The 25986-nt window shown below is 39.7% G+C and carries 24 protein-coding genes and 1 pseudogene; 6 read left to right on the top strand and 19 right to left on the bottom strand.

Features of this window, described 5'->3' with window-relative positions:
- Positions 1-27 precede the first annotated feature (27 nt).
- The 6 genes from C6H66_RS09470 to C6H66_RS09445 all read right to left on the bottom strand — a co-directional run bounded on the left by C6H66_RS09470 (position 28) and on the right by C6H66_RS09445 (position 9023).
- Positions 28-4905, bottom strand: coding sequence for an RHS repeat domain-containing protein (locus C6H66_RS09470; RefSeq protein WP_105395428.1), 4878 nt, complete (start codon positions 4903-4905; stop codon positions 28-30).
- 142 nt (positions 4906-5047) lie between these two features.
- Positions 5048-6055: a hypothetical protein gene (locus C6H66_RS09465; RefSeq protein ID WP_105395427.1), complete on the bottom strand. Its 1008-nt coding sequence runs from the start codon at positions 6053-6055 to the stop codon at positions 5048-5050.
- Between the two features lie 21 nt (positions 6056-6076).
- Positions 6077-6637 (bottom strand): hypothetical protein, encoded by a 561-nt coding sequence (locus C6H66_RS09460; RefSeq protein ID WP_105395426.1) that lies wholly within the window; start codon positions 6635-6637, stop codon positions 6077-6079.
- Positions 6638-6729: 92 nt separating this feature from the next.
- A complete protein-coding gene (locus C6H66_RS09455; RefSeq protein ID WP_046394610.1) occupies positions 6730-6975 on the bottom strand; it encodes an acyl carrier protein in 246 nt (81 codons plus the stop codon).
- A gap of 12 nt (positions 6976-6987) precedes the next feature.
- The gene (locus C6H66_RS09450; RefSeq protein WP_105395425.1) at positions 6988-7764 is read right to left on the bottom strand and encodes a hypothetical protein; all 777 of its coding nucleotides are present in this window, start codon (positions 7762-7764) and stop codon (positions 6988-6990) included.
- Between the two features lie 5 nt (positions 7765-7769).
- Positions 7770-9023 carry a beta-ketoacyl-[acyl-carrier-protein] synthase family protein gene (locus C6H66_RS09445; protein WP_248000643.1) on the bottom strand — a complete coding sequence of 418 codons (1254 nt, stop codon included), beginning with the start codon at positions 9021-9023 and terminating at the stop codon, positions 7770-7772.
- 684 nt (positions 9024-9707) lie between these two features.
- Here C6H66_RS09445 and C6H66_RS09440 point away from each other — a divergent pair.
- On the top strand, positions 9708-10334 hold the full coding sequence (locus C6H66_RS09440) for an RES family NAD+ phosphorylase (RefSeq protein WP_105395423.1): 627 nt from the start codon (positions 9708-9710) through the stop codon (positions 10332-10334).
- Between the two features lie 57 nt (positions 10335-10391).
- Here C6H66_RS09440 and C6H66_RS09435 read toward each other — a convergent pair whose 3' ends face one another.
- Both C6H66_RS09435 and C6H66_RS09430 read right to left on the bottom strand, forming a co-directional pair.
- Positions 10392-11081, bottom strand: coding sequence for a hypothetical protein (locus C6H66_RS09435; RefSeq protein ID WP_248000642.1), 690 nt, complete (start codon positions 11079-11081; stop codon positions 10392-10394).
- 108 nt (positions 11082-11189) lie between these two features.
- Positions 11190-11348 (bottom strand): ribbon-helix-helix domain-containing protein, encoded by a 159-nt coding sequence (locus C6H66_RS09430; RefSeq protein ID WP_072165116.1) that lies wholly within the window; start codon positions 11346-11348, stop codon positions 11190-11192.
- A 481-nt stretch (positions 11349-11829) separates the two neighbouring features.
- Between C6H66_RS09430 and C6H66_RS09425 the strand changes: the two genes are divergently transcribed.
- Positions 11830-13440, top strand: coding sequence for an ABC transporter substrate-binding protein (locus C6H66_RS09425; protein ID WP_105395421.1), 1611 nt, complete (start codon positions 11830-11832; stop codon positions 13438-13440).
- A 103-nt stretch (positions 13441-13543) separates the two neighbouring features.
- Here the strand turns inward: C6H66_RS09425 and C6H66_RS09420 are convergent, their stop codons facing one another.
- The 9 genes from C6H66_RS09420 to hcaE form a co-directional block, all read right to left on the bottom strand.
- The gene (locus C6H66_RS09420) at positions 13544-13873 is read right to left on the bottom strand and encodes a hypothetical protein (RefSeq protein ID WP_040150573.1); all 330 of its coding nucleotides are present in this window, start codon (positions 13871-13873) and stop codon (positions 13544-13546) included.
- A 523-nt stretch (positions 13874-14396) separates the two neighbouring features.
- On the bottom strand, positions 14397-15272 hold the full coding sequence (locus tag C6H66_RS09410; protein ID WP_105395419.1) for a hypothetical protein: 876 nt from the start codon (positions 15270-15272) through the stop codon (positions 14397-14399).
- Positions 15273-16175: 903 nt separating this feature from the next.
- The gene (gene hcaD, locus C6H66_RS09405) at positions 16176-17345 is read right to left on the bottom strand and encodes a phenylpropionate dioxygenase ferredoxin reductase subunit (RefSeq protein ID WP_046394604.1); all 1170 of its coding nucleotides are present in this window, start codon (positions 17343-17345) and stop codon (positions 16176-16178) included.
- A 1-nt stretch (position 17346) separates the two neighbouring features.
- On the bottom strand, positions 17347-18117 hold the full coding sequence (locus C6H66_RS09400; protein WP_282183118.1) for a 3-carboxyethylcatechol 2,3-dioxygenase: 771 nt from the start codon (positions 18115-18117) through the stop codon (positions 17347-17349).
- Positions 18118-18121: 4 nt separating this feature from the next.
- Positions 18122-18301, bottom strand: coding sequence for a DODA-type extradiol aromatic ring-opening family dioxygenase (locus C6H66_RS27260; protein ID WP_282183117.1), 180 nt, complete (start codon positions 18299-18301; stop codon positions 18122-18124).
- Entirely contained in the window at positions 18291-19133 is an 843-nt protein-coding gene (gene hcaB / locus C6H66_RS09395) for a 3-phenylpropionate-dihydrodiol/cinnamic acid-dihydrodiol dehydrogenase (RefSeq protein WP_105395418.1), read from the bottom strand. Before hcaB ends, C6H66_RS27260 begins: the two co-directional genes overlap by 11 nt.
- The gene (gene hcaC, locus C6H66_RS09390; protein ID WP_046394602.1) at positions 19133-19450 is read right to left on the bottom strand and encodes a 3-phenylpropionate/cinnamic acid dioxygenase ferredoxin subunit; all 318 of its coding nucleotides are present in this window, start codon (positions 19448-19450) and stop codon (positions 19133-19135) included. Before hcaC ends, hcaB begins: the two co-directional genes overlap by 1 nt.
- Positions 19450-19992 (bottom strand): 3-phenylpropionate/cinnamic acid dioxygenase subunit beta, encoded by a 543-nt coding sequence (gene hcaF / locus C6H66_RS09385; protein WP_046394601.1) that lies wholly within the window; start codon positions 19990-19992, stop codon positions 19450-19452. The genes hcaC and hcaF overlap by 1 nt, the downstream gene beginning before the upstream one ends.
- A complete protein-coding gene (hcaE, locus tag C6H66_RS09380; RefSeq protein WP_105395417.1) occupies positions 19989-21350 on the bottom strand; it encodes a 3-phenylpropionate/cinnamic acid dioxygenase subunit alpha in 1362 nt (453 codons plus the stop codon). Before hcaE ends, hcaF begins: the two co-directional genes overlap by 4 nt.
- Positions 21351-21486: 136 nt before the next feature.
- Here hcaE and C6H66_RS26725 point away from each other — a divergent pair, with 136 nt between their 5' ends.
- The 4 genes from C6H66_RS26725 (at position 21487) to C6H66_RS09365 (ending at position 24240) form a co-directional block, all read left to right on the top strand.
- Positions 21487-21795: a LysR family transcriptional regulator gene (locus C6H66_RS26725; RefSeq protein WP_248000641.1), complete on the top strand. Its 309-nt coding sequence runs from the start codon at positions 21487-21489 to the stop codon at positions 21793-21795.
- Complete coding sequence (locus C6H66_RS09375) at positions 21728-22366, top strand: LysR substrate-binding domain-containing protein (protein ID WP_248000640.1); 639 nt, start codon at positions 21728-21730, stop codon at positions 22364-22366. Before C6H66_RS26725 ends, C6H66_RS09375 begins: the two co-directional genes overlap by 68 nt.
- Before the next feature lie 119 nt (positions 22367-22485).
- On the top strand, positions 22486-23388 hold the full coding sequence (locus C6H66_RS09370) for an alpha/beta fold hydrolase (protein WP_236548170.1): 903 nt from the start codon (positions 22486-22488) through the stop codon (positions 23386-23388).
- A 69-nt stretch (positions 23389-23457) separates the two neighbouring features.
- Positions 23458-24240, top strand: coding sequence for a fumarylacetoacetate hydrolase family protein (locus C6H66_RS09365; protein ID WP_105395416.1), 783 nt, complete (start codon positions 23458-23460; stop codon positions 24238-24240).
- Positions 24241-24556: 316 nt separating this feature from the next.
- Here C6H66_RS09365 and C6H66_RS09360 read toward each other — a convergent pair.
- Together C6H66_RS09360 and upp are read right to left on the bottom strand one after the other, a co-directional pair.
- Positions 24557-24775: pseudogene (locus tag C6H66_RS09360) on the bottom strand (transposase); the annotation flags it as partial.
- Between the two features lie 51 nt (positions 24776-24826).
- The gene (upp, locus tag C6H66_RS09355; protein ID WP_046394597.1) at positions 24827-25483 is read right to left on the bottom strand and encodes a uracil phosphoribosyltransferase; all 657 of its coding nucleotides are present in this window, start codon (positions 25481-25483) and stop codon (positions 24827-24829) included.
- Positions 25484-25986: the final 503 nt, after the last annotated feature.

The raw sequence follows: 25986 nt of genomic DNA, 5'->3' as shown, positions 1-25986 counted from the left end.
TATTATTTCGTTCAGCCCGCAGAATCTTTATATGGTCAAACGGCCTCGCAACACATTACGGGTTTCAACAGACGATTGGCTAAATAGATTTCCGGTACTATTTCGAAATGCTTGATTCACTTCAACGGCTCGAATAGATGGGTGAACATTTACCGCTTCCGGCTCCAATTGCGTAAAACGAGATAAAGTATAGGCTTCGCTTCCTTCAGAAGTGCCTGCCGACGAACTGAGTTCCCAAGTATGATGATTCACTGCATAAGCAGTACGTGCAAGGTTGATTAGCCCCGAGGTTGTTGACACAGCGCCAAAACCCACAGAGACCCATCCCAAGATATTCGCCGCATTCGCATTACTATCCGCCACAGCGGAAGCTGCTATTCCGGTAGAGAGCGCCACAGCATTCGCACTCAATGACACCGTGGATAAAGCAATATCCCAGCGTCTGCTAGAACGACTGGCAATTTCACCAAATTCAATCGGTACTGACCCGATAACACCCGTGCTGACCGCTTGGGAACCACTCCTTGCCGATTTTACCAGCGAAGAGGTAAAGGTTATTGCGCTGATGCCAAAGCTTAAAATCCCCAACCCCGCACTAACCCAATTTAATATTCCGGCTGTTTTCGGATCTTTTTCCGATAATGCCGCTGACGCAATCCCTATCGAATCAGCCGCCAATCCAATGACGGTCGCAGTAACTGCAAGTGTACTGGTAGAAGCAATCGCCCCCAGAGCGCCCCCTGCGGCAATTAAACCTGCACTAATTGCCGCGCCAGCCCCCAATGACACAATGCCCACAATGATACCAATTGCCCCTAGCACAATGCCTAATATCCCGCCGGCACTAAGATGACCATTCAGATCAATCCGGTTTATAGGATCACCTTGGCAATAAGTGTAGGGATTAACCCCTCCCCGGCCAAAAGGACTCCAGCTATCCGGGCTATGAAACCTCATGAGAACTGGGTTGAAAACACGATATCCGTTACCTAAGAAATACCATCCTGTCACTGGATCGATCTGCGCGCCATTCAAACCCGGTAATGAAGAAATTAAACTCCTAAAACCATAAGGGGTGTAGGACAAAGCCATCAACTCGTTTTCGTTTTGGCTGGCTACAACCGTACTATTATGGTCAGTGCCATATTGATAGTAGACGGACTGGCCGTTCTTGGTACTCTGATGACCAAGCCGTTGCTTATCACTGTTCAACCAGGTAATAGTTTCATTACCCAATTGAACATTCGTCACTTTACCTGATGCATAATGCTGACGATTAATCGTACCATTTGTTAAAACTTGGGCGGTTAATTTGTTCAACGCATCATACTGATATTGGCATACCAGATTACCCTTACTGTCTTTGACCTGTACCAAGCGATTATTTTGATCGTAAATAAGCGTCTGCCCTTTTTCGTCGCGCGTCAGATTACCGTTGGCATCATAACTTAACTCTATTTGCTGTTTGTCGCTGGTAATACGAATAAGTTGAGTTGGATCAGTTTGACTGAAATGATAGTCCACTGTTTCCTTACCATCTCGATATGTATTATCAATCCGTTTAATATTTCCCCATTGGTCATAATGATAAATCTGTTGATTTAACACACGCCCGGTATGATCAACCGGAGATTGTTCCCCTTCGCATTGATACTGGCTTAAGCGTTGATTACTATCATATTGATAACGTTCATTTTTCATAACCACCCCATCGACGGAGGTGATGCGTTGACTGATTTGATTATTCTTTGTGTAGCTTAAAGTCATTACTTGTATTGAGAAGTCGCTAATTAGCGAGCGTTTTATTTCTCGATCAAAAACATCGTATTCGATTTTTGTAACTAATTGGGATAATGATGTTGCGTCTTTTGTCGTCGTTGTTATCAACCGTCCAACATTGTCATATTCAAATGTAGCGTATTGTGAACCCTGTTCTGTTTTAACTAATTTTCCTTGTCCGTCATAACTATAAACATGATCATGAGCAAAACTATCTCTATGACGCTGAATCAAGCCGGACATCGTATAACGGTAATCGCCCGATGAAACGGGTTTATTATCCCGAGAAAACGATTCGTGCTGTAATACACCCGATGGGAAATAACTGTAATTACTCTGGGATACTCCCTCTGACGCAGATAATAACGCCCCCGTTTTGGGATAATAACGAAAGTTTTGCTGGCTTGTCTCTGTGGTAAATTTGGACATCACACTACCGAGAGAATAAAGATAATCGATGTTTTGTTTATTATGCGCAGGAGTGACAGACTGAATAGGTTTATCACCTTGAGGCCCATATAAATATTCCGTTTTGCGACCACCCACCGTATCGTTGGTGACTCGCCCAAGACCATCATAAACTAACGAGCCTAATTGTGTTCCATTCACATTCAGTGCGGAAATTAATTCTTCATGGCTAAAGCTTGCATAAGCGGATTCTAATATTGTTCTGTCTGGCAACGTTTTTTTCACTATGCGATCAAATACATCGTACTCAATTTGGGTAACGTAACCTTCTGCATCTGTTTCAGTCACCGTACGACCAAATCCATCATAACGATAAGTACGAGTGCTATATATCGCGCCATCAGGATACACAACTTTAATTGAAGCAGGTTGCTCAAAGCTATTTTGCTGAATATTTAACATCCCCAACCCTTTGACCCCTTGAATAATTGTCCTCGTAATCGGGTCATGGATTTCCAGTTCTATCCGACCATCGCTGTATTCAGTGCTGTAACGATTTCCCCAACCATCATATTGATAGGTTTTCGTTGTAACCAAAGGAGTCGTCAGACGAGTCAAAGGATTAGCAGATAAATCCCATAACCAATCATTTGAAATTTCTTTAATCAATTGCCCCAAAACATCATATTGTCTGGCAAGCACTTTGCGATATGTGCCTTGATAAATTCCCGATGTTCCCCAAGTACCATCATCATCTTGTTCTTCAATCGAACAAATACGCCCCAGTCCATCGTAATGGGTTTTACGCCTGATACCTTGGGAATCAATTTCTATCATCACCGGCCAAAAATCATTTTCGTCACCACCGGGATATTGATAAACATAACTGCGTTTAATTTCTTTTGTCGTGCCAGGGTCAATAATTTGACCTGTAATTCGACCCAAAAGATCATAAGACTGATCTGTAATCACACGGTTCACATCAACTTTACGAAGCTGCCGATGTGTATAAATAGAGGTCACATTTTTCGATTCCATATGCGCACCATCAAACCCCGTCACTGTAGAGTTCGTGGTCATCTCACTGTCTGAATATTCATATTTAAATGTTGTGACCGTTTGTTGGTTATTCATTACCGACGCTATTTTCGCTAACGATCCATGAGATTTGTTTGTCGGTGAATTAACATAGCTAAAGGTTCTCACTATTTTATTATCTGTGGTTTCTGAAGCTTTGCTGACATATTCCTTTATATAAGCACCTGTAAACGTAGGCAATTTCTGATATGTGTAATTAGTCACCCTATTCGCGACACTTTGAGCAGCATCAGGCGATCCTTTTTGCGTAGCTGATTTCAAAAATCGGGAAAAACCTAATGGATCGGCAGGACAATTATTCCCTTCACCATTCACCGGATAATAAACGTATTCTTTCTGTATCCCACTGGTCTCAGTAATAAGTAGCGTATTTCCCCAATCATCGCTTTTAATATTAACGGTCTCTTCTCGTGAAGTATTGGTCTGTAAGTCTGTATAACGCGTTAATACCCGAGATGGTTGTTGTAAATTTTCTGGTTGCTCGGAGAAACTTTTTGACGGATCTTCATTATAAGTAATTTCTGTTGTAATTCTCTTATTATCTTGTGTTCTCGCTTCTTTGGTCATTAAATGGAATTTATTAAACACTCTTTCTGTTACTGAAATGACATTTTGACCATCTAAAACCCGTTCAATGGATGAATAGGTATATTTCCCTGTGACCAGATACAAATTATCCTGGCTAGAATCAAAGCTTGTCCGACCAGAAGAATAGCCCAAGAAATTATGTACTGAACTATATTCATAGGATTTGCTGATCGCGGGTTGCCCATTACCCGGTTGAATAATCAATGCAGCAGCATAAGGAATAGACTCCGAGTCCGTTACTTTATGCCCATTCTCTTTATAACTCACCAGTTCAACATAACCTGTTGGTGTACGAAAAGCACTAATAACCGGAAATATTCCTTTTAATGTCTGATAGGTCATCTTAAATCTGGCAGAATCAATAGGACCAGAAGCATCATAAGGTACAGTCACTGTAATGAGGTAATCATTGCGATAATCGAATGAGATTTTCGCAGAAATATTATTATCATCAGGGTATTCGACTGATGTACAATTATTTCCAGAGTAATTGAGTTTAAGATAAGTTTTACCCGTCACACGGTATTTTATTTCGGATAATGCAAATCTTGAATTATAAATTAAATCAAATGCTTCACCATCAGGAAATTCAAGTGCCACCGTTTTTGCAATGTCACTCGATCCAATTCGTTTCAGTGTTTCTATAATGCCATTTTTGTTATAAACATAGAAGGTATTGCTATCGAGTTTATATACACGTAAATCTTTTAATTTTTTATCTTTAAAGCTAATATCATTATTATTAGGTGGCAATGGTTTACATTTAAATTGCTCTCCATTTGCCCGGCTAAATGTGAGTGTTTTTACATCCAATGTTGTTAATGAAAATCGCCATCCAATCCCAAACCCATTATTTAACGTTGTTAATGGCGAGAATGATAGATTAAGAACCTGCTCAACATTACCGACATTATTTGGTCTTAACGTGATAATATTGATATTTGCGCTATACTGACCCGTTCTGGGATCGACACCGGTATTAATATAAGATCCAAAATTAAAAGCATTGGAATATATATCGTTAACTTTCATTTTAAATTTCCATTATTTTAGGTTAAATATTATTATCAACTCATTCTCATGCAATAAGAGATATATTTCAATAATATTTATCAAATTGCTGGTAAACGTATAATTGATTACCAGCAATAGTAGGTAAAGGAAGGAATTTAACTTATATTCGCGTTATTCTCAGTTCACGTCCTTCATCATTAGGTGATATCCTAAATTTATGTTGACAACCGTAATTATCAATAATAGTGATATCATGGTGTCCATTAAAATAGTCACTTGTCCATGAACATCCTGTAACATGGAGTACTTCAGCCGCAAGCTGAGTGTCTGGAACAGTCACAGTATAATCATAGTTCATAATACATCCACCCTGCATATTATCACGAGCATTTACCCTTGAACTTCCTCGTTTAAATACCCTTCCTCTTGTCAGAAACCTATTATCTGATGAGTCTTTACCAAGCTCATATACTCTATTAACAGTCCTGTCATTACCGTCAAAAACCCTCAAACGATAGGGTAGCGTCCATTTGTAAAGATTAATTGTCTGGTGATGGGTATCCGATTTTGTAGGATTTTCTTCCTCATCGAATAATATATCTATCTCCTCATGCAACTGATTGGCATTAATTTCATAAGGTGCAATAGCTTCTAATGAAATCTTACTGTCAAAAACATCATCACCAACTGACATATTAGTTGTTAGTGTGCGTTTCCCCACTGTATCTTCGAATGTCATTTTTGCCATCAACTGTTCTATTCCTGTTTTACTGCTACTTACATAACGATAGATAATTTCAGGCACACTCTTAACATCCAAACTCTGTTGATGATTTTCGCTTGTACCGCAATCTCCAGCATAACTTGTAATCGGTTCATCAAAGACAGCATTATAAGTACTATTCAATAATCCGAAGTCATATTTATCTCGAACATCTGTTGTTTTCCATCCTGACGGCATTCTTAATTGATCATAGCTCAGACTATCACTTAATGCCGCCACCTGAATCGATCTTTTTTCAGCATCACTCAGCGCTACCTTTACCCAATTATTGTTCTTATATTCCTGTTTGAGTACAGAAATCTTCACCATAGATTGATGACGTCCATTAGCATAAAAACGGTTATCAGTTTTCTCAATAGTAAATGTTGTGATTTTCTTTGCCATAATATCCTCCAATCTTGTGAATTAAGCTGTAATAGAAATAATATCAAGTTCAAAGCCATAATATGGCCCTTGCAACTCAGGAATAATTCTGACGCGATAGCGTTTTGACAATTCATCTTCAAAGTCCCTCAAGGCATTCATGATAAACTCACTGTATTTTCCTTGTGCAAAAAAGATAAATTGTGTGGTCGAAGGATTAATAGAAACATATTTACCAAGAGCATGGCGCAATGTCTTAATAAACAGTGTTCCATCTTCATTTAATTCGAACAATTTTCTGTCTGTCGTCGTTCTATCCATAAAATTTCCTTTACCTAAAAGGTAAATATTTATCTCACGATAGTCACGACGCAGTATAAATTGTTTATTGATATCCAAATCGAATATTCTGGGTTTAACCGTTTTATCAAGTAAATGGTCTGGAATAACAAATTCAATCAAGAAACGACGCCCATTCACGACAATAGGCAAATGCTCTCGATCAATTGAGAAACAGCATAGGTTTCCAACCCACGAAGAACCTTCTGTCTCTGTATAGGCTGAATATAAAGCAGCAATTTTACCTTTTTCTAGAATGTTCATTATAACCTCTAAATGTTAATAGTAAAAATAGGGTTAGAGTAAACGACCACCTCTCGACGAGGTGGTATAATGATGAAAATTAAAATCTCAGTTTATAAATTAGATTCTATATAATTCGTAAGTTCATTTAATGTTAAAATAGAATGATTTGAAAAAAGCTCAGCTTTAATACTAATGCCATACACCTCCAATACAAAAACCTGAATTTCCACATAGTCAAGGCTATCAAATTTAAGCGAAACAAAAGAAGATTCTGGTGTTATTTCCTCCTCTTCGATATCCTTCATCACTAATATTCTATTCTTTATCTTAGTAAAAATATCATTTTGTGTTGGCATTTCGCTTTCCTTTTATTTCATTTTAGAGACAATTGAAACCTTTGACACGAAAATAGGTTCTTTATCATATAAACATCGATAATGAAAAATACGAATATAGTCTTTAGGGCCATTCTTAATTATTAATGGTGGATTTAATTCAATACAGATATCCGGTGAAGATGATAATAGTGTACTATTAACAACCATTTTCTTTATTTTAATCCCTTGCCCAGTATGCAAAGTATAAGATTGATTTAGGTAATCCTGTAACTGATTAAAATGGTAGTGCTCAAAATTAAGAAATCTTGTCGAATTAATGACAAGATGAAAAGCAAGCCCATCCAGGAACCAGCCAACAGAAGTAACACTTGGGAAATAGCATCTAAAGGCAGCATACTTTTCACAAACTTCTTCCCCTGTTATTGTTAACCTTTGACAGTTATCCTGAACGATCCAATCTTCAATTGATTCCACTGTATTTTCTACGCTGGTATTGCCAAATAACGTGCTTTCTTTGCCAGGGTTTTCCAATTTAAACGTTTTGTTTTTAGTATCAATTCTCAATTGATGTGGTAATGCGGTATAAACATGTTGACGGAACGACGCATCAATGTTCAATATTCCCGTTGTAAAAGCTGAAGTTAATTGAGAGAACTGTTGCCGCACATATAGCAGACTCAACATCCCCTGAACCGGATGCTGCTGCATATTGTGTAAAGACTGGCTTTTCGCCGGATAATGGATAGGATTAAAATCCCCAGAGAAATTCGACCAATGTTCAATATCTTCTATTTCAAAAATCAACATATCAGTTACCCTACCTTAGAGATAACCAACGCAGCGTTATGCCCCCCAAAACCTGAACTAATATTGAGCGCCACTTCTGGTTGAGCGGTATAGCAATGTTGATTAGGTAAATAATTAAGGTCACAATCTGGATCGGCCCGATGCAAATTCAATGTCGCCGGCAAGCAATTTTCAGTTAATGCCTTTACACATACAATAGTTTCGAAGCTGCCGGCCGCAGCAATAAGATGACCGGTATAAGATTTTGTACTTGATATGGGGACTTGATAAGCATGCTGCCCCAGCGCTGCTTTAATTGACTGGGTTTCATAAAGATCATTTAACGGTGTAGAAGTGCCATGAGCATTAATATAGTCAATATCTTCCGGCGAAATCTGTGCCTGTTCAATGGCTTTGGTTATCGCTAATATTTTAGGTTCAATATCTTCTATTGGCCGAGTTAAATTAGTGGCATCTGAATATTGAGCGTAACCTTTAATTTCCGCCAGAATCGTCGCACCACGCTCGACGGCCGAATCATAATCTTCCAGACAAACCACCGCCGCTCCTTCGGCCAATACAAACCCTGAGCGATCAAGGCTAAATGGACAACATGCGAGATTTGGGTCCGTTTGCTCTTTTGATAATGCATTCAGTACATCAATACTCCAAATATTACATTCCCGAGTAAGTGATTCAGAGGCTCCAGCAATCATACATTTTGCACGTCCTGAGCGAATAATTTCAAAGGCATCACCTATTGCCATTGTGCCCGTTGCGCAGGCGGCCGCCATAGTATTCTGATAACCACGCAGCCCATACATAATTGAACATGCCGCCGTCATGGCGCTTGGCATGGTGATGAGATTACTCATAGGATGAGCTAATTTAGCTTTCTTATATTGATAGGCATAATCTCCAGCATTATCGATAGCTCCCCAACCACTGCCAAGGATGACTCCACATTCGTATTTATCGTAATATTCAACAGGTGATATGTTCACACCAAATGCTTGCGTAAGAGCTTGATAAGTTGCTTTCAATGCTGCTTTTCCGCAATCTGAAAGCGTATGAGTCAACTTTTTTGGTAATAACTGATAACGGGATGGGTTTGGTGCAAGGAAGGAAAAGAAACGCGAATTAATGAATGAATCGGGAAATTCAATTCTGTGAAATCGATGTTGTTTCTCAATAATACTTTGCCAACATGATTCAACATCTTCACCAATCGGTGTTACCGCTCCCATACCTGTAATAACAACTCTTTGAGCTTTCTGCATATTGGTTACCATTCATACATGGATTGAAAATGTCAATTTTCCTAGTTATAAAAGTAGGCTAATGAAGATATATCACCATAATCATAAATAAGTATTTTCAATATTTCTGCTTATTTGAATCGCCATTTGTGAATTATGTAAAACTAATTGATGGATTATTTTACCCAGGTAATAAAACCGATGATAAATATCCATGAGAAAATAATTATTCACATCACATTCGGCTGTAATATCATGATAAACCCCGAGGGTTTATTTATCATTAACTTATTATTCTATTTAATAAAGCATATCATTGTATAAAGATAAAATAAAAATAATAGCTTTAATTATTGCGCAATCTTCATTTCATAGCATATGAATTCAATTATTATATTAATAATCCAGAAGTACAATTAAATTAAATAATATAATAAATATTTCATATTATTCTCGTGAATAAGCACATCAATAATGAATACATTAATATTGTCCTACCGCATATTCTCACGGCTAACTGACAGCATACAATGAGGTACATTTTTCAATCATTTTCTGTATCAAAACATATACCCTGCCCTGTGGTTTGTAATATACTGACACAACTGGACGAATACACAGCATTGGGCATCTTTACTGTCCAGTTAATGTAATAAAACCGGAGGCAACATATGGCTGAAACAGGCAAGAATACAGGAGTGTTCAGTGGTAACAAAATCAGAGGCAAGCCCTGACTCAGTGACAAAGCAACAGTTAGCCACCCTCACCATCGATAAAATTACGCAAAGTATCATTATCATCTCAGTCGGCACAATTTTTTACCGACTACAAGAGGGTGAACACGGAGGCAGCGGCGTATTCTTTAACCGCGATGGAGGACATACCCGGTACGGGTTAACGAACGGCACAATTGGTAATTTATATCTTGCCAACTCGCCAAGAACATCGATGAAGGAGGTGTTTCAACGTCTGCCAGCCATTACAGACCGGGAACTGGATGGGTACCATATGGCGACATTAGTGACAGAGAAAGAGTTACGTATTGTAGACATTACCCGGCTTGCGCCGAAAATGCACATTACCGCCCATCAGCTAACCGGCACAGACTACCGGATCACGCAGCAACTCGCGGCGAAGCTGTCGCCGCACGCGGATGGACTTGCCTACATGTCCAACGTTACGCTTGAGCCATGCATCGTGCTCTGGCATGACGATCCTTCGGGTAAAGGCACGATACGCACCGAGGAACTCAAAGTGCTTAGGGAATTTGCGTATGAAGGAGAAATTGCCGAGGATATCTTGGTGAACGACCTGGATATCCCCGTAATATGACAAAAGGGGGAGCCGGTATGTGCCCGTTCCCTCTCTTTTTACCATGCTTCTATATTTCTATGCAGCATCTTGAGTGCCAAACAACTTGGCTAAACGGATTATCTGTTGAAGCTTATCATCCGAAACACCCTCTCTCAGCAAATCAATAACCGTGAACTCTTGACCTTCTGGTAAACGGTGATCCAGTACATTACGTTTCTGCACGAAAAATCCGTACTGCATCACACCGCTAACGTGATTAAGATGAAACAAGATCTCCGTCACCCCCCTGAGCACACCTTTTTCGCCTTTACTTTCATCATCGGTGAACTGAAAAGCCGGATAAATAAACTCACCATCGTATTCCAAGGCCAGTAATTTACCGGTATCCTTTTTCTTTTTAACTGTTACTTTACTGACACCTAGCAAACTCGCTACCTCGGCAGAATTTAACACACCACCGTTTTCACGCACGTTGTCAAAAAAGCGCGCACGGCTGCGCACACGATTGAGTAACCTCTTCTTTTCCGGCGTCAGTTCGGCAAGCGCTCGTGCTGGTATCGCCAAAAACAACATATTCATCAGAAACTGATTATCCGGCAACGCTAGCTGATGCTTGATATTAGCCTTACCTTTACTACGAATACCATCAGCCAGTTCCTTAATGATATTCACAAGGCGATCAGCCGCTACATCAGCGTCATCGTACTCATGATGAGGTGCCGTCGCGTTATTATTGACTTTGGTTTTCCTATACACAGTTTGCATAATGCACCTCGAGTTAACGATTGATGGTATAAAGAATATACATACAATCGTTAACCAATGCAAATCTTACCCATCTGTACTGCGTGCTATTATCAAGAACAACCGCCATCAGCGCTTACGCGCCCAATCCAGAGCCTCATCAACTATTGAAGCAAGCTCGATTTCACTAACATCAGTGTTAGCCACTTTAATTTGTTCTGCTGCCAGTTCTAAAATGTGTGACCGTACTGCCTCAGAGACAGCAACGTTCCAACGAGCACTATTCATAATATATTTTCCTTGTTTATGTGTTTATACATGAAACGCAAAATCTTACACACCCGCTAATCTACAACATTCATACTCACCTCTTACACTACATAAATCTTCGTTGATACCCGACAGTAGCAGGAAATCACACTTTTGAGAAATTGCGAGTTAATTCACAAAACACGATTTTCAAAGTTAAAAACCAACTAATATCTGAAACAAATAATACTGTTATTAAATAAATTTTTTTAATAAAAAAATAACAATGTTCAGATAAATTCTTATAAAAATAAGTCATTCAGGTTATTTTTATCACTCTTTAAACAGGGTAATTAGAAAAATAAAATTATCAATCACCGATATCTGGAATGAAATAATACATATTTAGCTATAATTACTTTTGGCTCCACATTCAGCCTAATTATTTATCCTAGATTCGATTTCAGGCGTTACAACTTGCAACATTAACCCGAAAAAACGCGTTATTACTGGAGAAATCATGATGAAAAAAACAATAAAAAACATATCCTTATTCACAGGAGTTATGCTTGGAAGCTTGACATTAGCTCATGCAGCAATTATTCCACCCGGTACACAACTGGCAACCAACCAGAATATTGTTCGTCATAATGGCTCAGAACCTGCTTCTCTTGACGTGCATAAAGTTGAAAGTGATGTTGAGTTTGATATTATAAACGACTTTTTCAGTGGATTAATCAGTATAGGAAATGATGGTAAGTTTAATCCTAATTTAGCTATCCGTTGGGAAACTAACGATAATAAAACTTGGGTGTTTCATCTAAGAGAAGGAATAAAATGGTCTGATGGTTCACCTATTACCGCTCACGATGTGGTTTTTAGCTGGAGACGTTTAATTGATCCCCAAATGGCGTCCCCGTATGGCAGTTATATTGAAAACATGTATATAGTAAATGCCAAAGATATTCTTGCCGGTAAGAAAAAAACCGATGAATTAGGTGTAAAAGCATTGGATAATTTAACGGTAGAAGTAACATTAGAGCAACCGCTATCCTATTTTTTAAATATGCTGGCACATCCAGTTATGGTTCCTATCAGCCAAAAAGCGGTTGAGAAATATGGTGAAAAATGGACCCAACCGAATGTGTTTGTCAGTAGTGGTCCATTCAAACTCTCTGAATGGATCGTCAATGAGAAAATAATTGGCGTCAGGAATCCACAATATTGGGACAATGAACATACCGTGATTAATAAAGTCACCTATCTTAACGTCACATCAGAAACAGCGGTGGTAAACCGTTATTTGGCCGGAGAGATAGATATCACAAAAAATATCCCATCGGTTTTATTTAACTCTTTAAAAACTAAGTTAGGCAGCCAGGTCCATATTTCTCCTAAATTAGGTGTTTACTATTACGAATTTAACACCCAAAAAGCCCCTTTTAATGATATTAGAGTCAGACAGGCATTAAATCTGGCTTTAGATAAAAACATCATAACCAATAAAGTCTTGGGGCAAGGCCAAAAGCCGGCCTATAATAATACTCCACCAAACGCAGGAGGAATGAACTTAAAACAGCCGGATTATGCATCATGGACTCTGGCAAAAAGAATTGAAAAAGCCCGGCAGTTATTGAATGAAGCGGGTTATAATAGAAACAACCCATTGAAACTTAATCTTCTTTATAATACATCAGAAGATCATAAAAGGATTGCTATTGCAGCCACCTCAATGTGGAAGAAAAATCTGGGCGTGGATGCTGTTTTACAAAATCAAGAATGGAAAACCATGTTAGACACCATGCATCAAGGTAACTTTGATTTGGTAAGACACGCATGGATAGCTGATTACGATAATCCTGCTTCGTTTTTAAATAATTATGTCACCAATAGTTCTAATAATACATCATTATATCATAACGATATTTATGATGATCTGATAAGTAAAGCCAAAGCAACAAACAACATAGAATATTTCCAGCAAGCACAAGATATTCTTACAAGAGATGTCCCGTCAATTCCTATTTATTACTACGTTAGCGCCAGATTAATAAAACCTTATATTGGTGGATATTATATCAGCCCACTTGGGCTTATGTCATCGAAAGATCTTTATGTTATTAAACACTAATAAATCATCGTTGTAATATTAAAATAAAGATTACGGTTGAAAACCGTAATCTTTTTCAGAGGCAATGATATCCTTAAGGGTAAATATGGACCAATCTAACCTATCAATGGATAGCTATCCCAGTTATAGTATGGTACTTAGCAAGTGATACAGTTACTCTTGATCCTAAAAAAAATGCATTAGAGACAATTTTATTTCGTATCGGATTATCTAGAGTCTCATCGCGGATACAATACCCTTCTCCGTTGTCAGTTTGTAATGTATAATTTACAGTTGTCCAACCATCTTTATTTATTAACTTAACTAATTTCCCTGTAAGGGTTCCGCTATCTACAGACACTTTTCCACATTCTAGATCGTCCGAAGCAAAAGATTTTGAACATAGTAAAAGTGATATAGCAGAAATAATAACAAATAGATTTATTGGTTTCATTTTTTATCCCATTAAGCACTAGCTTTTGATAGTTGTAAAATTTGGTTAACTCTTAGATTGTACCTATGAAGCTTTCTTTAATCCCCCTCCTTAATTTATATTAACTATTCCTAATTATGAACTGCCACCCCCGATATAGTATGATCCTTAGTAAGTGATATAGTTACTCTTGACCCTAGGAAAAATGCACTAGAAAGAATTGTATTTCGTATTACATCTTTTTCATCTCCAACTCGGACACAATATCTACTCCCGGATCGATTCCCGCTATCAACTTGTATTATATAATTTGTAGTTGTCCAATCCTTTTTATCTATCAACTTAACAAGTGTCCCTGTAAGTGTTCCACTATTTAAATAATCCCAACTATATGTACCACACTCTAGATCGTCCGAAGCAAAAGATTTTGCACATAGTAAAAGTGATATAGCAGAAGTAATAACAAGTAGATTTATTCGTTTCATTTTTTATCCTATTAAATATTGGCCTTTTGGTAGTTACAAAATTTGGTTAACTCTTATCTTTAATTACTTATTACAACGGTGTACTTTCTTTTAATTTTATCGAACGTGGGACGTAAATCATCACACGCTGATTCCAGATAATCATCATAACTATTATCTACACCTATGAGGCTTTCTTTACCCCCTCTCTTTAATCTATATTTACCATTCACATATTCCCAATCTTGTGCCTGTAATGGGTAAACACTCCTTCTTTGAGCTAGTCTTGATAAATCTGCTGAAATTCCATTTAATACACTTCCATCATCTTCCTCTACATATCTCCTCATATTTCTGTTCAACCTAGAAAGCAATTCGAAATTTTCATTACCAACAACAACTGCTGCGTTACTCTCAAATTCTTCATCTGGATCATCTGAGCGACTCGTTCCATTTGGCCCAATGAAAAGGTTGCCCGGTAACCACGCATAAAATTGCTCGAATGTATCAAAACCTGAAGTAAATCTATCACCACCTCCTCTTATCCATCCACTACCTTGAGCCAAAGCTAAATTTGATGCATCAATAAGATCGTTACCTAATCGATTACAGTCAACACCACCACTACTAGCATAAGATGCTAAATTATTTGAGTATACCGTGAAAAAACTATTTATATTACGTAGCCGGTTATTTTCAACAACACGATTATAGAAACTCCTTAATCGATTAAATGGGATTATGTGATGTCGGGACACACCAACAGTAAATTCACGCCCCGTACCTTGCCGTGTTAAGTCTTGATTATAATTCTGAATCGATGGATAAGGTACCGAAGGTCTGAACTCAGTATTAATATTTAACTTATATGAACCCGGTGGTAATTCATCCGGCTGTGAAAAGCATACAACAGGAGATAAACACAGTATAAATATAGCTAATTTATGTGTTATCATAATTAAGAACTCCTTAATTAAGGTGATTTTTCTAAGAATTCATTAGCAATGAAATTTCAGTGTTGCTATTACCCTAGATACCGTATAAAAACACGTAATCACTAAGTAAACAATCGGAGTAAATTCTTATTCCCTTTTCTTAATTAAATATTTTATGAATGGTGATAAATTACACTCATAATACATAAATAAGATTTCATAATTCTGATACACACATGGTTTTCGATCCTTACTACACATAGGGTTATACGTTATACAAGGTGTAGCACTATTTAAAAATGTTATTTATCTCTAAGTTCCACTATCTAATGAATACTTTGAACAACTAATTTGACAATCTATTCTTCAAAACGGATAAAGCATCAGACAAAATAGCGGCTTATCATCTATACTGAATATTATTAGTACGTATCAACATCCTGGTAAATTAAATCTTAATAAAACCAGATTAAAATAGTGAGGGAGTTGTAATACGGGTATTATTCACGTTACCAACAATCTGAAATGCGACACGATTGAGGTTGCGATTAACTACTGGAGTACTGATTATGCCCGATTCACAGAGTGTCCGACGATTATTTTTTTCAGGGCTAATTGGTTTGTTGAGGACTCGTGCGGTTATATAATGTCAGTCAGAAGACTAGGAATCACATCTTCATATTTCATTTTACCTGATGCTAAGATTATTGAGAAAATAAAGTAGTAGAAAATGGATGTGTGATCAGAACCTTACTTGTAAGCTGATTCAGTGCGTTGCTTTGACTGAGTATAGTAAGATTTAAATGTTTCAACATAACCACTATCGGTGACCGTATTAAATGGTCACCGAACGCAATAATAAAATCACTCATTGCTAATAAAATACCGTCATGCTTTATAACTATAAACCTAGCTATTCAAATACTACACCGAAACAACTGTTGAATTAGCAAGTAATTTCCGTAAATTGCGCATTTCTCTTCCCTGATTAATCGCGACAGCACCGACTAAAACTTCATTTTCTGTACCAAATAAAATGGCCTTATCTGATTGCAAATCACCCTGAACATGCCACTCTTCAGCCTGCATGTTGCCAACCATCTGGATGTTAATGCCCCACTGATCGGTCCAGAACCACGGAGCGCCTGGCTGCGGGGGCTCCAACCCCATCATGGCATATGCGGCGATAGTCGCCTGACGGTTAGCATTTTCCCAGGTTTCACGGCGTTGGAGATCACCTGTTAGTGGTTCTCTCTGGAGGCAAACATCCCCGGCAGCAAAAATATCCGGTTCAGAAGTCTGACAACGGCTGTCAATGACGATACCGCCATTAGTCACCAAACCAGCATCAGCGGCAAGCTGATCCCTAAATTCGGCGCCGATGCCATAAATAATAATATCTCCGATCACCTTTTCTCCGGTGTTCAATATAAGTACTAATTCACTCCCTTGCTTTTGTGCGGAAACAATATTGGTATCAAGGAAGAATTGCACCCCGTTTTCCTGATGACGATTCAGAAGATAATCTTGCAATAACGGTGGAGCACAACGCCCCATGATGTTATCCGCCTGTTCGATAACCGTAACATTCGCTCCCAATTCACAGGAGGTTGCCGCCAGTTCCAAGCCAATCACACCACCACCAACAATCAAAATCCGTTTGTCTTTTTTCACCGCCTGGCGTAAACGTTGCGCATCATCCAACGTCCTCAGGGTATAAACATTTTCACCCAGTTGATCGAGGAGCGGAAATCGTCTGGCTCTTGCCCCCACAGCAAGCAGGAGTTTGTCATACCTAAGCTCGCCGCCATTTTCTAAAACAACACAATGTTTTGATGGCACAATCCGGCTGACCGATTGGCCTATGCGTAGATCTATCTGGTTTTTCAGATAAAAATCTTCGGAGAACAGATATTTCGGCGCTTCCTCTGGGTTGATTAAATACTCTTTCGATAAAATTGGCCGTTCGTAAGGCGCATGATATTCCTTACCAATTAAAATAATATCGCCATCAAACTGCTGCTGCCTTAAGGTTGCGGCGGCCATCGCCCCCGCTTGTCCTGCTCCAACGATAACAAAAGTCTGATTCCGCATATTACGCTCCTATCTGAGTTACAGGTTGAGCACTGACCATTGCCATCCCTGCCAGCCACTCCTTAATAGGTTGGTAATAATGTCGCTGCGCTTTATATTCGCCATAAACAGAAAGCGCTGCAAAAGCCGCAATCCAACAACGAATTTCCTGTCCACCCTTACCACCCTGAATAGTAATCCCTTCCTCAGTTAATGAAGCAAGACGCTGAAGATCGCCACTACAAAAAATACGCAATAACTCGTCATCCCACTGCGGATTCAACGGGGTAACGATATTTTCGCCACGAGCCAACGATTTTCCAACCTCAATGACTCGGTTTTGCCGTTTCTGACGCGCTTCTTTTGTCGGATCTCTTCCGGCAATTAGCCGTTCTTCAACTTCCGGCGGCACCTGTCCCATCTGTGGTATCGGTGGATCATGTGATAAGCCGCCAGAACCTAGCAGCAATACCCGCTGATCTGTTGTGAATAGGAATTGACCAACCGCACGACCTAGCGCAACAGCGCGGCGACATGTCGGCAACGGTTTAGCTGCACAGTTAATAAATATTGGGATAGTTGGATAGCGCTGTAAATCTTGACAAAGCAGCATCAATGGTTGAGTAAAACCGTGATCAGCCTGCATACGCCAAGACTGGGCAACATCAATATCGGCGTTATATAAGGCAGAAATTAAATCCTGCGCTGTGTTCTCAGGAACATTGAGTGGACCTTTACCAATATCCCAATCCCCCACTGCATTCGCCCTGACTCCAACGCAAAATGCCGGCATGAGGTCATAAAAAAAAACCATTAAAATGGTCAGGAGCGAAAATGACTATCAATTGTGGGTCGTAGGCTTTTATCTGTTCAGCCAGTTGCTGAAAAACCAGCCGAACATGCTTTTCTGTCGTTTCAGGTGGAGAACCAAAGTCCATCAAAGGCGTGTGTGAAGTACAAATCAATTTAACGGTCATTTGAACTCTCCTTTTTGTTCGGAGACATCACTCCCGCTGTAGCTTGGCGAATGCCACGGATACTTAACCCGGCATCAGCCGTTATCATCACCCCCGTTAAAGTGCGGTTATTGGCGCGGGAAGCCAACATGACATACGGACCGGTGAAATCTTCTGGCTGAGGTATGAATTGCAAAGGCAAAATCGCACCGAGACTTTCTAATGACAGGTTATCTGTAATACATCTATCTTGCTGAGATAGTGAAGCAGCCCCACGAAGATCGCTTGGCATACCACAAGGCGCAACACCATTAACCCTGATAACTGGCGCTAATTCATAAGCTAACTGACGGATCATGCCGACCGCGCCGTGCTTGCTGGCGGTATACAACACCCCTCCACCACCAGAAAACCATGACGAGTTTGACAATGTAAAAATCATGCTGCCTTCTGATGCGGTTAACGCCGGTAACACGGCTTTAGCCCCTAAAATATACCCTTTCAGGTTCACACCCATCAGCTCATCAAATCCTTTATCAATCTGCTCTGGCGAGGCGTCAAGCAAGCTGATTTTGTGATCCCATATCCCGGCATTACCAACAAAGCAGTCTAGTTTGCCAAAGCGCCGAACAGTTTCAGCCACTGCTTGTTCATTGTCCTCAAAAGAGGCGACATCACCGTGAACAACACAGATATCGTTACCAAAACAGTGCGCTAAAGCTGTCGCTTTTTCTGCCGATAGCTCCAAAACGCCCACTTTAGCGCCTTCAGCAATAAAACGTTCTACTAAAGCTAAACCTAAACCGGAGCCACCGCCTGTTAATAAAATGACTTGATCTTTGATCCAACTCATTATTGCACCTCCGATACAGTGATATAAATGTTTCCGTCTTTAACAACAACAGGATAGGTCTTCAATGGATCTGTTGCAGGAAGGCAAAGCGCCCTCCCGGTTCTAAGACAAAAACTGGCCGTATGCAGTGGACACTCAACTGTCGCATTGTCTTCCAAATACCCTTCGGATATCGAGGCATTACCATGACTGCACCGGTCATCAACAGCAAAGAATTCGCCATCATAGTGAAACAGCGCAATATCCGGTGTGTATTCAACCTTACGCGCTTCTCCGTCGGGCAATTCTCCAACAGTACATACGAATAATTGGCTCATCAGAATAAGACACTCAAGTTATGGAAAGTTAAGACTGCCTGATCCAAAGTAATTTCACGTTTGCAAATCAGCCAGCTATCCGTTTTCGGATTACGGCGAACACAATCCAGCCGTTTACCAACATAAAAAGCTTCATCTCGCTCTTTTTGTGAACGGTACAGCAAATAATTGGACTGAACATGAAATTGGTCAGGCGAATCCGTTTCAGTAATCACTAAGTTTGTCAGTAAATGGCGTGTACGAGATGGGGGTTCTTCCGCCCATGCCATACCGGTTTCCAACCGGGCTATCCGGCGTTCAAGTTGAAATTTATTATCATTGAACAACCAAGTGGTTGGCGGCTGGATACTCTTACGGCGATCTCGGGTTTGAGCATTAACAATGGTACGCATGGTATAGCTGAGATCTTCTGATAACAGCTCAAGCCAGTCACGAAATTTCCACTCATCCAGTAATGCAATTTCGTAATACAAGAACTGGCTTATTTCATAGTGCAGTTCCGGCGATACCCTTTTTTCCTGATTGACAATTAACTCTTTCATTTGACCAACTCCTGCTGATAAACCCGGCTTTTTTCCTCTACTTCATCCCAGGTTTCGCTGGTGAGTAAGTCAGCCCAACGCTGATACATGCCACGGGCAACGGTTTCGGAAAAAACATAATTGGTCACACCCGGAATCCCATCATCCCGCACTCTTTCTTGTCCTAATCTCATTTCCATACACAATGTGCTGTTACGGGCTTTGTAACCTCTAAGTACCTTCTGGATTTCTACCCAATTTTCTGAATCATCCTGTTCGAGAAAACCTGCCGGACCAAATGCACGGGCAGTACTGTTCTCAAAAGCGGCTTTTACTTCTGGAGAAGCGGCTTTATCTGCGATGCAGAACGCCCAAACTTCTACCTGATCAGGTCCACGCGGATGCCACACCCGCATAGTTGCGGTACCGTTAAGCCAGGAAAGCGTCGGGAAAATATTGTTGTGACCGGCAAGACGCAGTGCTCTGACTTTTCCCAGTCGCTGCTCTGCCTCAGCATAAGTTTCACGGTAGTAACGGGCAACGGCGCCATCAACCCAAACATTGGCATCGGGTTTTTCGGTCAAGAAAAATCCACAACCGTGACCATTCTGGGCAAATTGCACGGCATCTTTTGCCGTTTCCCAAACTGGCCGGGAAGTCTGATCAGCACCTAATGCTTTATGACTGTCGCCCTCTTTTACACTTAAAACCTGTACAGCAGAGGCATGACTGAATAAAGCATGGTATTGATCACCGGCAAACTGTTCAGCGGGTAATTTCCAGTTACAATTGATCACCCACTTTTGCACACCGCCAATAACCTCAGTTCCTCCTTCACGGCGATCAAGCACACCATCAAGATACCAAGCCATATCACCGAGATAATCAATTAGGGAGGGCGCCGTCATATCCCAGTTGCCAAAAATCAATCCCTTATAATTTTCCACACATGGCACTTCCTGAAGTCCCCATTGCTCTTTGCAAAGCCCATGTGGATAGGCGCACGCTTCCAACGGAACGTCAACTAATCGCCCATCCACACCATATGACCAACCGTGATAAGGGCAAGTAAACGCACGGGTATTACCGCTATCCGCGTAACAAACCCGCATAGAACGATGGCGACACTGGTTAAGGAAAGCTTTAACGGAACCATCTTTCTGGCGGACAACAACAACGCTGTCTTCTCCCATATAAGTATTAAAAAAATCCCCAGGATTGGGGATTTGGCTTTGATGAGCTAGAAACAACCAACAACGGCCAAATATTCTTTCGAGTTCTAACTGATAGAGCTCGGGATCGATATAAATCTGAGGAGTTACACGACCGGCTCGGGCATCAATCAGGCGGTAAATATCTGAATTTTTGCTCAATGTCATATTATTTTATCCTCAAGTAAAAGAAAGGTTGACTTTTTGCCAACATGCAAAATGAATGCTATTAATAGATTAATATTTTGTGAAATACATTGTTTGTTTAAATTGAGACTTTTTTTCGATATGTGAGGAAACGGCAATGGAATTAAGACACTTACGCTATTTTATTGCGGTGGCAGAAGAATTAAACTTTACTAAAGCCGCAAAAAAGTTGCATACCGCACAACCTTCATTAAGTCAACAAATAAAAGATTTAGAAGATTATATTGGTTCCACACTATTAGAGAGAAATAAACGTAGAGTCTCTCTAACCAAAGCGGGAGAAGTTTTTTTCCAACAAGCCCGGCTTATTCTTGATAATGCAGAGAAAGCAAAAAAAAATGGCCCGCAGAGCGGCACAAGAACAAATTGTGCTAACTATTGGATTTGTGCCATCAGCAGAAGTTAAAGTATTACCTGAAGTCATCCCAATATTTCGCCTGGCTCATCCTGGAGCAAAAGTAGAACTTATTAGTTTATTTAATCCAGGACAAGAAGAGAAATTATTACAAGGTGACATTGATGTCGCTTTCATGCGTTCGCCGATAAAGAGCGATTATATTGATTTTAAAGTCATTCTTAATGAACCACTGGTAGTTCTGATGCCTGCCAATCACAGGCTAAGATATTGTGAGAAAATTTCAGTCAACGACCTACACGGAGAAAATTTTATTACGCCCGATCCAACACAATCAGGCGTATTACAACAGATTATAGAAAATTATTTTACTGAACATAATGTCGTTCCTAATATTATTCAGACAGCTAATAATATGTTATTAATCTTAAACATGGTTAGTCTAAATTTAGGATGTGCAATAGTACCATTCTATATTACCAGCATCATGACAGATGCGGTTATTTGTCGGCCATTATCAGGCTATTCCCCGACAATAGAGTTAATAATGGCATGGCGAAAAGACAACACCTCAGAATTATTATTGCACTTAATAGATGTTGTTGAAAATAAATACCTGTGAGAATAAAAATAAGCATCATTGTTTTTACCTTTCAGACTAGACATATTAAGTATTAGTGAATATTACCCGTGGTCGTTATATTAATAACGTGTTAACTTAAAATAAATAAGGGAGATATCATGATGTCAACATCAGCAAATCCTCAACATAAACCTATACAACCTGAATTACGTTCGCTTTGGTCAGCCATTGCCAGCGGTGAAATCCATCTACATCATCTCGATGTAAAAGGAATAAAAACCCGTGTTCTTGAAGCAGGTAATGGGCCTATTCTCATTTTCTTACATGGTATTGCAGGTCATTTAGAAGCTTATATGCGCAACATATTGCCCCATGCTGCCCATTTTCGTGTACTGGCGATCGATATGCTAGGGCATGGCTTCACGGATAAACCTGTCCGTTCCTATGAGATTATCGATTATGTGGAACACCTGCGGGATCTTATTGAGACATTAAATCTGAAAAAAATTCACCTTTCTGGCGAGTCATTAGGTGGATGGGTCGCAGCCCGGTTTGCGGCAAAATATCCGCAATATATTCACCGTCTGGTGTTGAACACCGCTGGTGGCATGATTGCTGATCCAAATGTGATGGAACGCCTGCGCACACTGAGCTTGAATGCCGTGAAAAACCCGGATCGGGAAGCTACCCGCAAGCGTCTTGAATTCCTGATGGAAGACCCTGCGATGGTGGCAGAAGACCTGGTTGAAGCCCGTTTTGCCATTTATCGTCAACCGGGTATGTTGTCCGCTATGGAAAACATTATGTGTCTGCAAGATATGGAGACCCGCTTACGTAACCTCTTGACCGAAGATGAGCTGGCAAAGATCCAGGCTGAAACCCTAGTGCTATGGACCACACACGATCCGACTGCTGCGGTTTCAGTAGGTCAGCGCCTTGCCGGGCTTATTAAAAATAGCCGTTTTGTCGTGATGGAAAAATGCGGTCACTGGCCTCAATATGAAGACCCGGATACATTCAACCGGCTCCATATCGATTTTTTACTCAACGGCAACAAATAATGTCTCTTTCAGACGAGTGATATTCCAGTTGGAATGTCACTTCTTTGGTTTGATTAGGAGCAACAACAGATGAATAACATCATAAACCATCTTGGTGAAAAACTATTCCAATCATGGCAGAATCGTCAAGCTATCGATCCTATCTCTGATGAATATCCAGAACTCACATTACACGATGCCTATCTCATCCAGCAAAAAGTTATTGTTCGCCGGTTAGAAGCAACCGGAGCACAAATTGTCGGTAAAAAAATCGGTATTACCAGCCAGGTAGTTATGGATATATTGGGCGTCGATCAACCCGATTTTGGCATTCTCACCTCAGATATGCATTACAAAAACAACGCCACTGTACCCATTGATCAATTAATCGCACCGAAAGCTGAAGGTGAAATTGGTTTTATCCTGAAACACAATCTGAGTGGACCAGGTATTACGGCGGGAGATGTACTCAGAGCAACAGATTATGTCGTGCCCTGTATCGAAATTGTCGATTCCCGTATCCGTGACTGGAAAATAAAAATCACAGATACTGTTGCTGATAATGCTTCATCAGGGTTATTTGTCATTGGCAATGGTACCCGTCTGCCATCAGAAATTGATTTAGCCGCTGTTACAATAACGCTGGAGAAAAACGGTAAACTGGTTGACACCGGCATCGGCGCCGCTGCACTAGAGCATCCCGCTAACGCAGTTGCCTGGCTAGCGAATATGCTAGGAACACTGAATATGGCATTGCTTCATGGAGAAATCATTCTCTCTGGCTCCCTCACCACAATGGCGCCAGTTAATCCTGGTGATCAGTTGAAAATTAACTTACTTGGCGTGGGATCTGCCAAGGTCAGTTTCGCCTGAAAAGATGGATCGAGAAACCGTTTTAAATAATGTACCTGAGAAAGCGTAATGCCAAAAACAGCGATTAATTTCCTTATTATCAACCGGCTAAGATATCAACGGTATATTGGCGCTCCTGCACGCCATTTACCGCTGATTCTACACCCTCAGCACTGAATGAGATTTTTACCAGCATTTGGAAAAGTTAACACATTAGAAAATCGATAAATATGATAACCAGCACACCCAGATGATGAAAATAATGATTAAGACCAACCTCTATTTTTATAAAAAGCATGGGCGACCCTGTAAATAATTCTGTGTATTTGCCCTTTAATTAAAGGTGGTCGTTTAAACGATCACTGAACTCAATAATAAAACGACTCATTTCCTGTTTCCAATTGCGGATTGGCATACTCCACTTTCTAGAAGCAGATTCGAGGGCTAAATAAACGACTTTTCGAACGGCGTCCTCAGTGGGAAAGATTTTACGTTTCTTAATGGCATGGCGAATCACACTGTTCAACGATTCAATGGCATTCGTGGTGTAAAATATGTCATCCTTTCAGATCTAAAAGATAATTAATCTACTTTTATTATATCGCATTCACGATGGTTTATACGTTCCAAAATATCGATCACCAAAATCACCTATGCCAGGTTTCATAAAAGCATCTTTATTAAGCCCATTCTCAATTGAAGAAGTAATCAGTTGAATTTTAGGGTATAAGGCCATGATTCTATTAAGACCAATAGGAGAAGAAAGAAAATTAACAACAATAATATTATCTTCAGGTACTTCTCTTTCTTTTAGTAAATCTATAGCCTTAGCTAATGAGCCTCCCGTAGCCAACATAGGCTCAAAAAGTAAAATAGTTCTCTCCGCAATATCATCAGGTAAATTCGAATAATAATAGCGAGGAAGTTTTGTCAATTTATCTCTTTGAATAAGAATTTTTCCCATTGGGGAATCAGGATACATTCTTCGATACTCACCCTCTATACTTTCTCCCGCACGTATTACCGAAACACCACAAAGCTTAGTATTTAAAATCGCTCCATTATAAATATCCCCAATTGGGGTTTGAATATTATGAGAGGTATAGGGTAGCAACTCAGACGCCGCCTCTAATAATAAACGAATGATGCGATCAGAATAAAATACAAACTCCGATTGTTCGGCTTTACGATTACGCGCTTTTGTATGCAAAGAAGTCAAATACTGACTTTTCGGCAAAACATGCACGTTTTTATAATTACCCATTATAACTCCAACTAATATTTATAGATAAATGTTATTCAGCTGTGCTCGGTCTCAAATAAACCCGTGACAATCAACGTGTCTATTTAGATGATCACATATCGATTAAAATATAAACTCTCATATCCATTCTCTTAATGCAATAGGCCGAATCTACAGAATATTTTATATACTATTACATTATTATTTGACTAGTTGTATTTAGGAATAAAATCAAAAATAGGCTCTTAAATTCAAGCCATGTTTTCAGACTTGTCTTATTTCTCTATAAACCTTTATATGGAGCCATAATCTGACTTGTCAGAAAAATAAAAAACAGATAGATTTTAAAAGATAATTGCTATGGAGAACGTAAAAATAGGGCTTGCCATAGGTGGATAAAGGAGAAACTCTTTACCAAATTCAAGACGCTGATATTGAATATAATCTTGCTATGGCAATGATCGAACATTAATTTTACGGTAATGTAACAATTTCTTATAGTTAATATATTAAGGTAGTACATT

The organism is Photorhabdus hindustanensis, assembly GCF_002968995.1.
In the GTDB taxonomy this organism is placed as follows: Bacteria; Pseudomonadota; Gammaproteobacteria; order Enterobacterales; family Enterobacteriaceae; genus Photorhabdus; species Photorhabdus akhurstii.
The sequence above is the reverse complement of the archived record's forward strand: the minus strand, read 5'-3'. Positions and strand labels throughout refer to the sequence as shown.

Excerpts from the sequence above, each read along its gene's own strand:
- C6H66_RS09470 (WP_105395428.1), bottom strand. The coding sequence starts at position 4,905 with ATGAAAGTTAACGATATATATTCCAATGCTTTTAATTTTGGATCTTAT.
- C6H66_RS09465 (WP_105395427.1), bottom strand. The coding sequence starts at position 6,055 with ATGGCAAAGAAAATCACAACATTTACTATTGAGAAAACTGATAACCGT.
- C6H66_RS09460 (WP_105395426.1), bottom strand. The coding sequence starts at position 6,637 with ATGAACATTCTAGAAAAAGGTAAAATTGCTGCTTTATATTCAGCCTAT.
- C6H66_RS09455 (WP_046394610.1), bottom strand. The coding sequence starts at position 6,975 with ATGCCAACACAAAATGATATTTTTACTAAGATAAAGAATAGAATATTA.
- C6H66_RS09450 (WP_105395425.1), bottom strand. The coding sequence starts at position 7,764 with ATGTTGATTTTTGAAATAGAAGATATTGAACATTGGTCGAATTTCTCT.
- C6H66_RS09445 (WP_248000643.1), bottom strand. The coding sequence starts at position 9,023 with ATGCAGAAAGCTCAAAGAGTTGTTATTACAGGTATGGGAGCGGTAACA.
- C6H66_RS09435 (WP_248000642.1), bottom strand. The coding sequence starts at position 11,081 with ATGCAAACTGTGTATAGGAAAACCAAAGTCAATAATAACGCGACGGCA.
- C6H66_RS09430 (WP_072165116.1), bottom strand. The coding sequence starts at position 11,348 with ATGAATAGTGCTCGTTGGAACGTTGCTGTCTCTGAGGCAGTACGGTCA.
- C6H66_RS09425 (WP_105395421.1), top strand. The coding sequence starts at position 11,830 with ATGATGAAAAAAACAATAAAAAACATATCCTTATTCACAGGAGTTATG.
- C6H66_RS09420 (WP_040150573.1), bottom strand. The coding sequence starts at position 13,873 with ATGAAACCAATAAATCTATTTGTTATTATTTCTGCTATATCACTTTTA.
- C6H66_RS09410 (WP_105395419.1), bottom strand. The coding sequence starts at position 15,272 with ATGATAACACATAAATTAGCTATATTTATACTGTGTTTATCTCCTGTT.
- hcaD (WP_046394604.1), bottom strand. The coding sequence starts at position 17,345 with ATGCGGAATCAGACTTTTGTTATCGTTGGAGCAGGACAAGCGGGGGCG.
- C6H66_RS09400 (WP_282183118.1), bottom strand. The coding sequence starts at position 18,117 with ATGCCGGCATTTTGCGTTGGAGTCAGGGCGAATGCAGTGGGGGATTGG.
- C6H66_RS27260 (WP_282183117.1), bottom strand. The coding sequence starts at position 18,301 with ATGACCGTTAAATTGATTTGTACTTCACACACGCCTTTGATGGACTTT.
- hcaB (WP_105395418.1), bottom strand. The coding sequence starts at position 19,133 with ATGAGTTGGATCAAAGATCAAGTCATTTTATTAACAGGCGGTGGCTCC.
- hcaC (WP_046394602.1), bottom strand. The coding sequence starts at position 19,450 with ATGAGCCAATTATTCGTATGTACTGTTGGAGAATTGCCCGACGGAGAA.
- hcaF (WP_046394601.1), bottom strand. The coding sequence starts at position 19,992 with ATGAAAGAGTTAATTGTCAATCAGGAAAAAAGGGTATCGCCGGAACTG.
- hcaE (WP_105395417.1), bottom strand. The coding sequence starts at position 21,350 with ATGACATTGAGCAAAAATTCAGATATTTACCGCCTGATTGATGCCCGA.
- C6H66_RS26725 (WP_248000641.1), top strand. The coding sequence starts at position 21,487 with ATGGAATTAAGACACTTACGCTATTTTATTGCGGTGGCAGAAGAATTA.
- C6H66_RS09375 (WP_248000640.1), top strand. The coding sequence starts at position 21,728 with ATGGCCCGCAGAGCGGCACAAGAACAAATTGTGCTAACTATTGGATTT.
- C6H66_RS09370 (WP_236548170.1), top strand. The coding sequence starts at position 22,486 with ATGATGTCAACATCAGCAAATCCTCAACATAAACCTATACAACCTGAA.
- C6H66_RS09365 (WP_105395416.1), top strand. The coding sequence starts at position 23,458 with ATGAATAACATCATAAACCATCTTGGTGAAAAACTATTCCAATCATGG.
- upp (WP_046394597.1), bottom strand. The coding sequence starts at position 25,483 with ATGGGTAATTATAAAAACGTGCATGTTTTGCCGAAAAGTCAGTATTTG.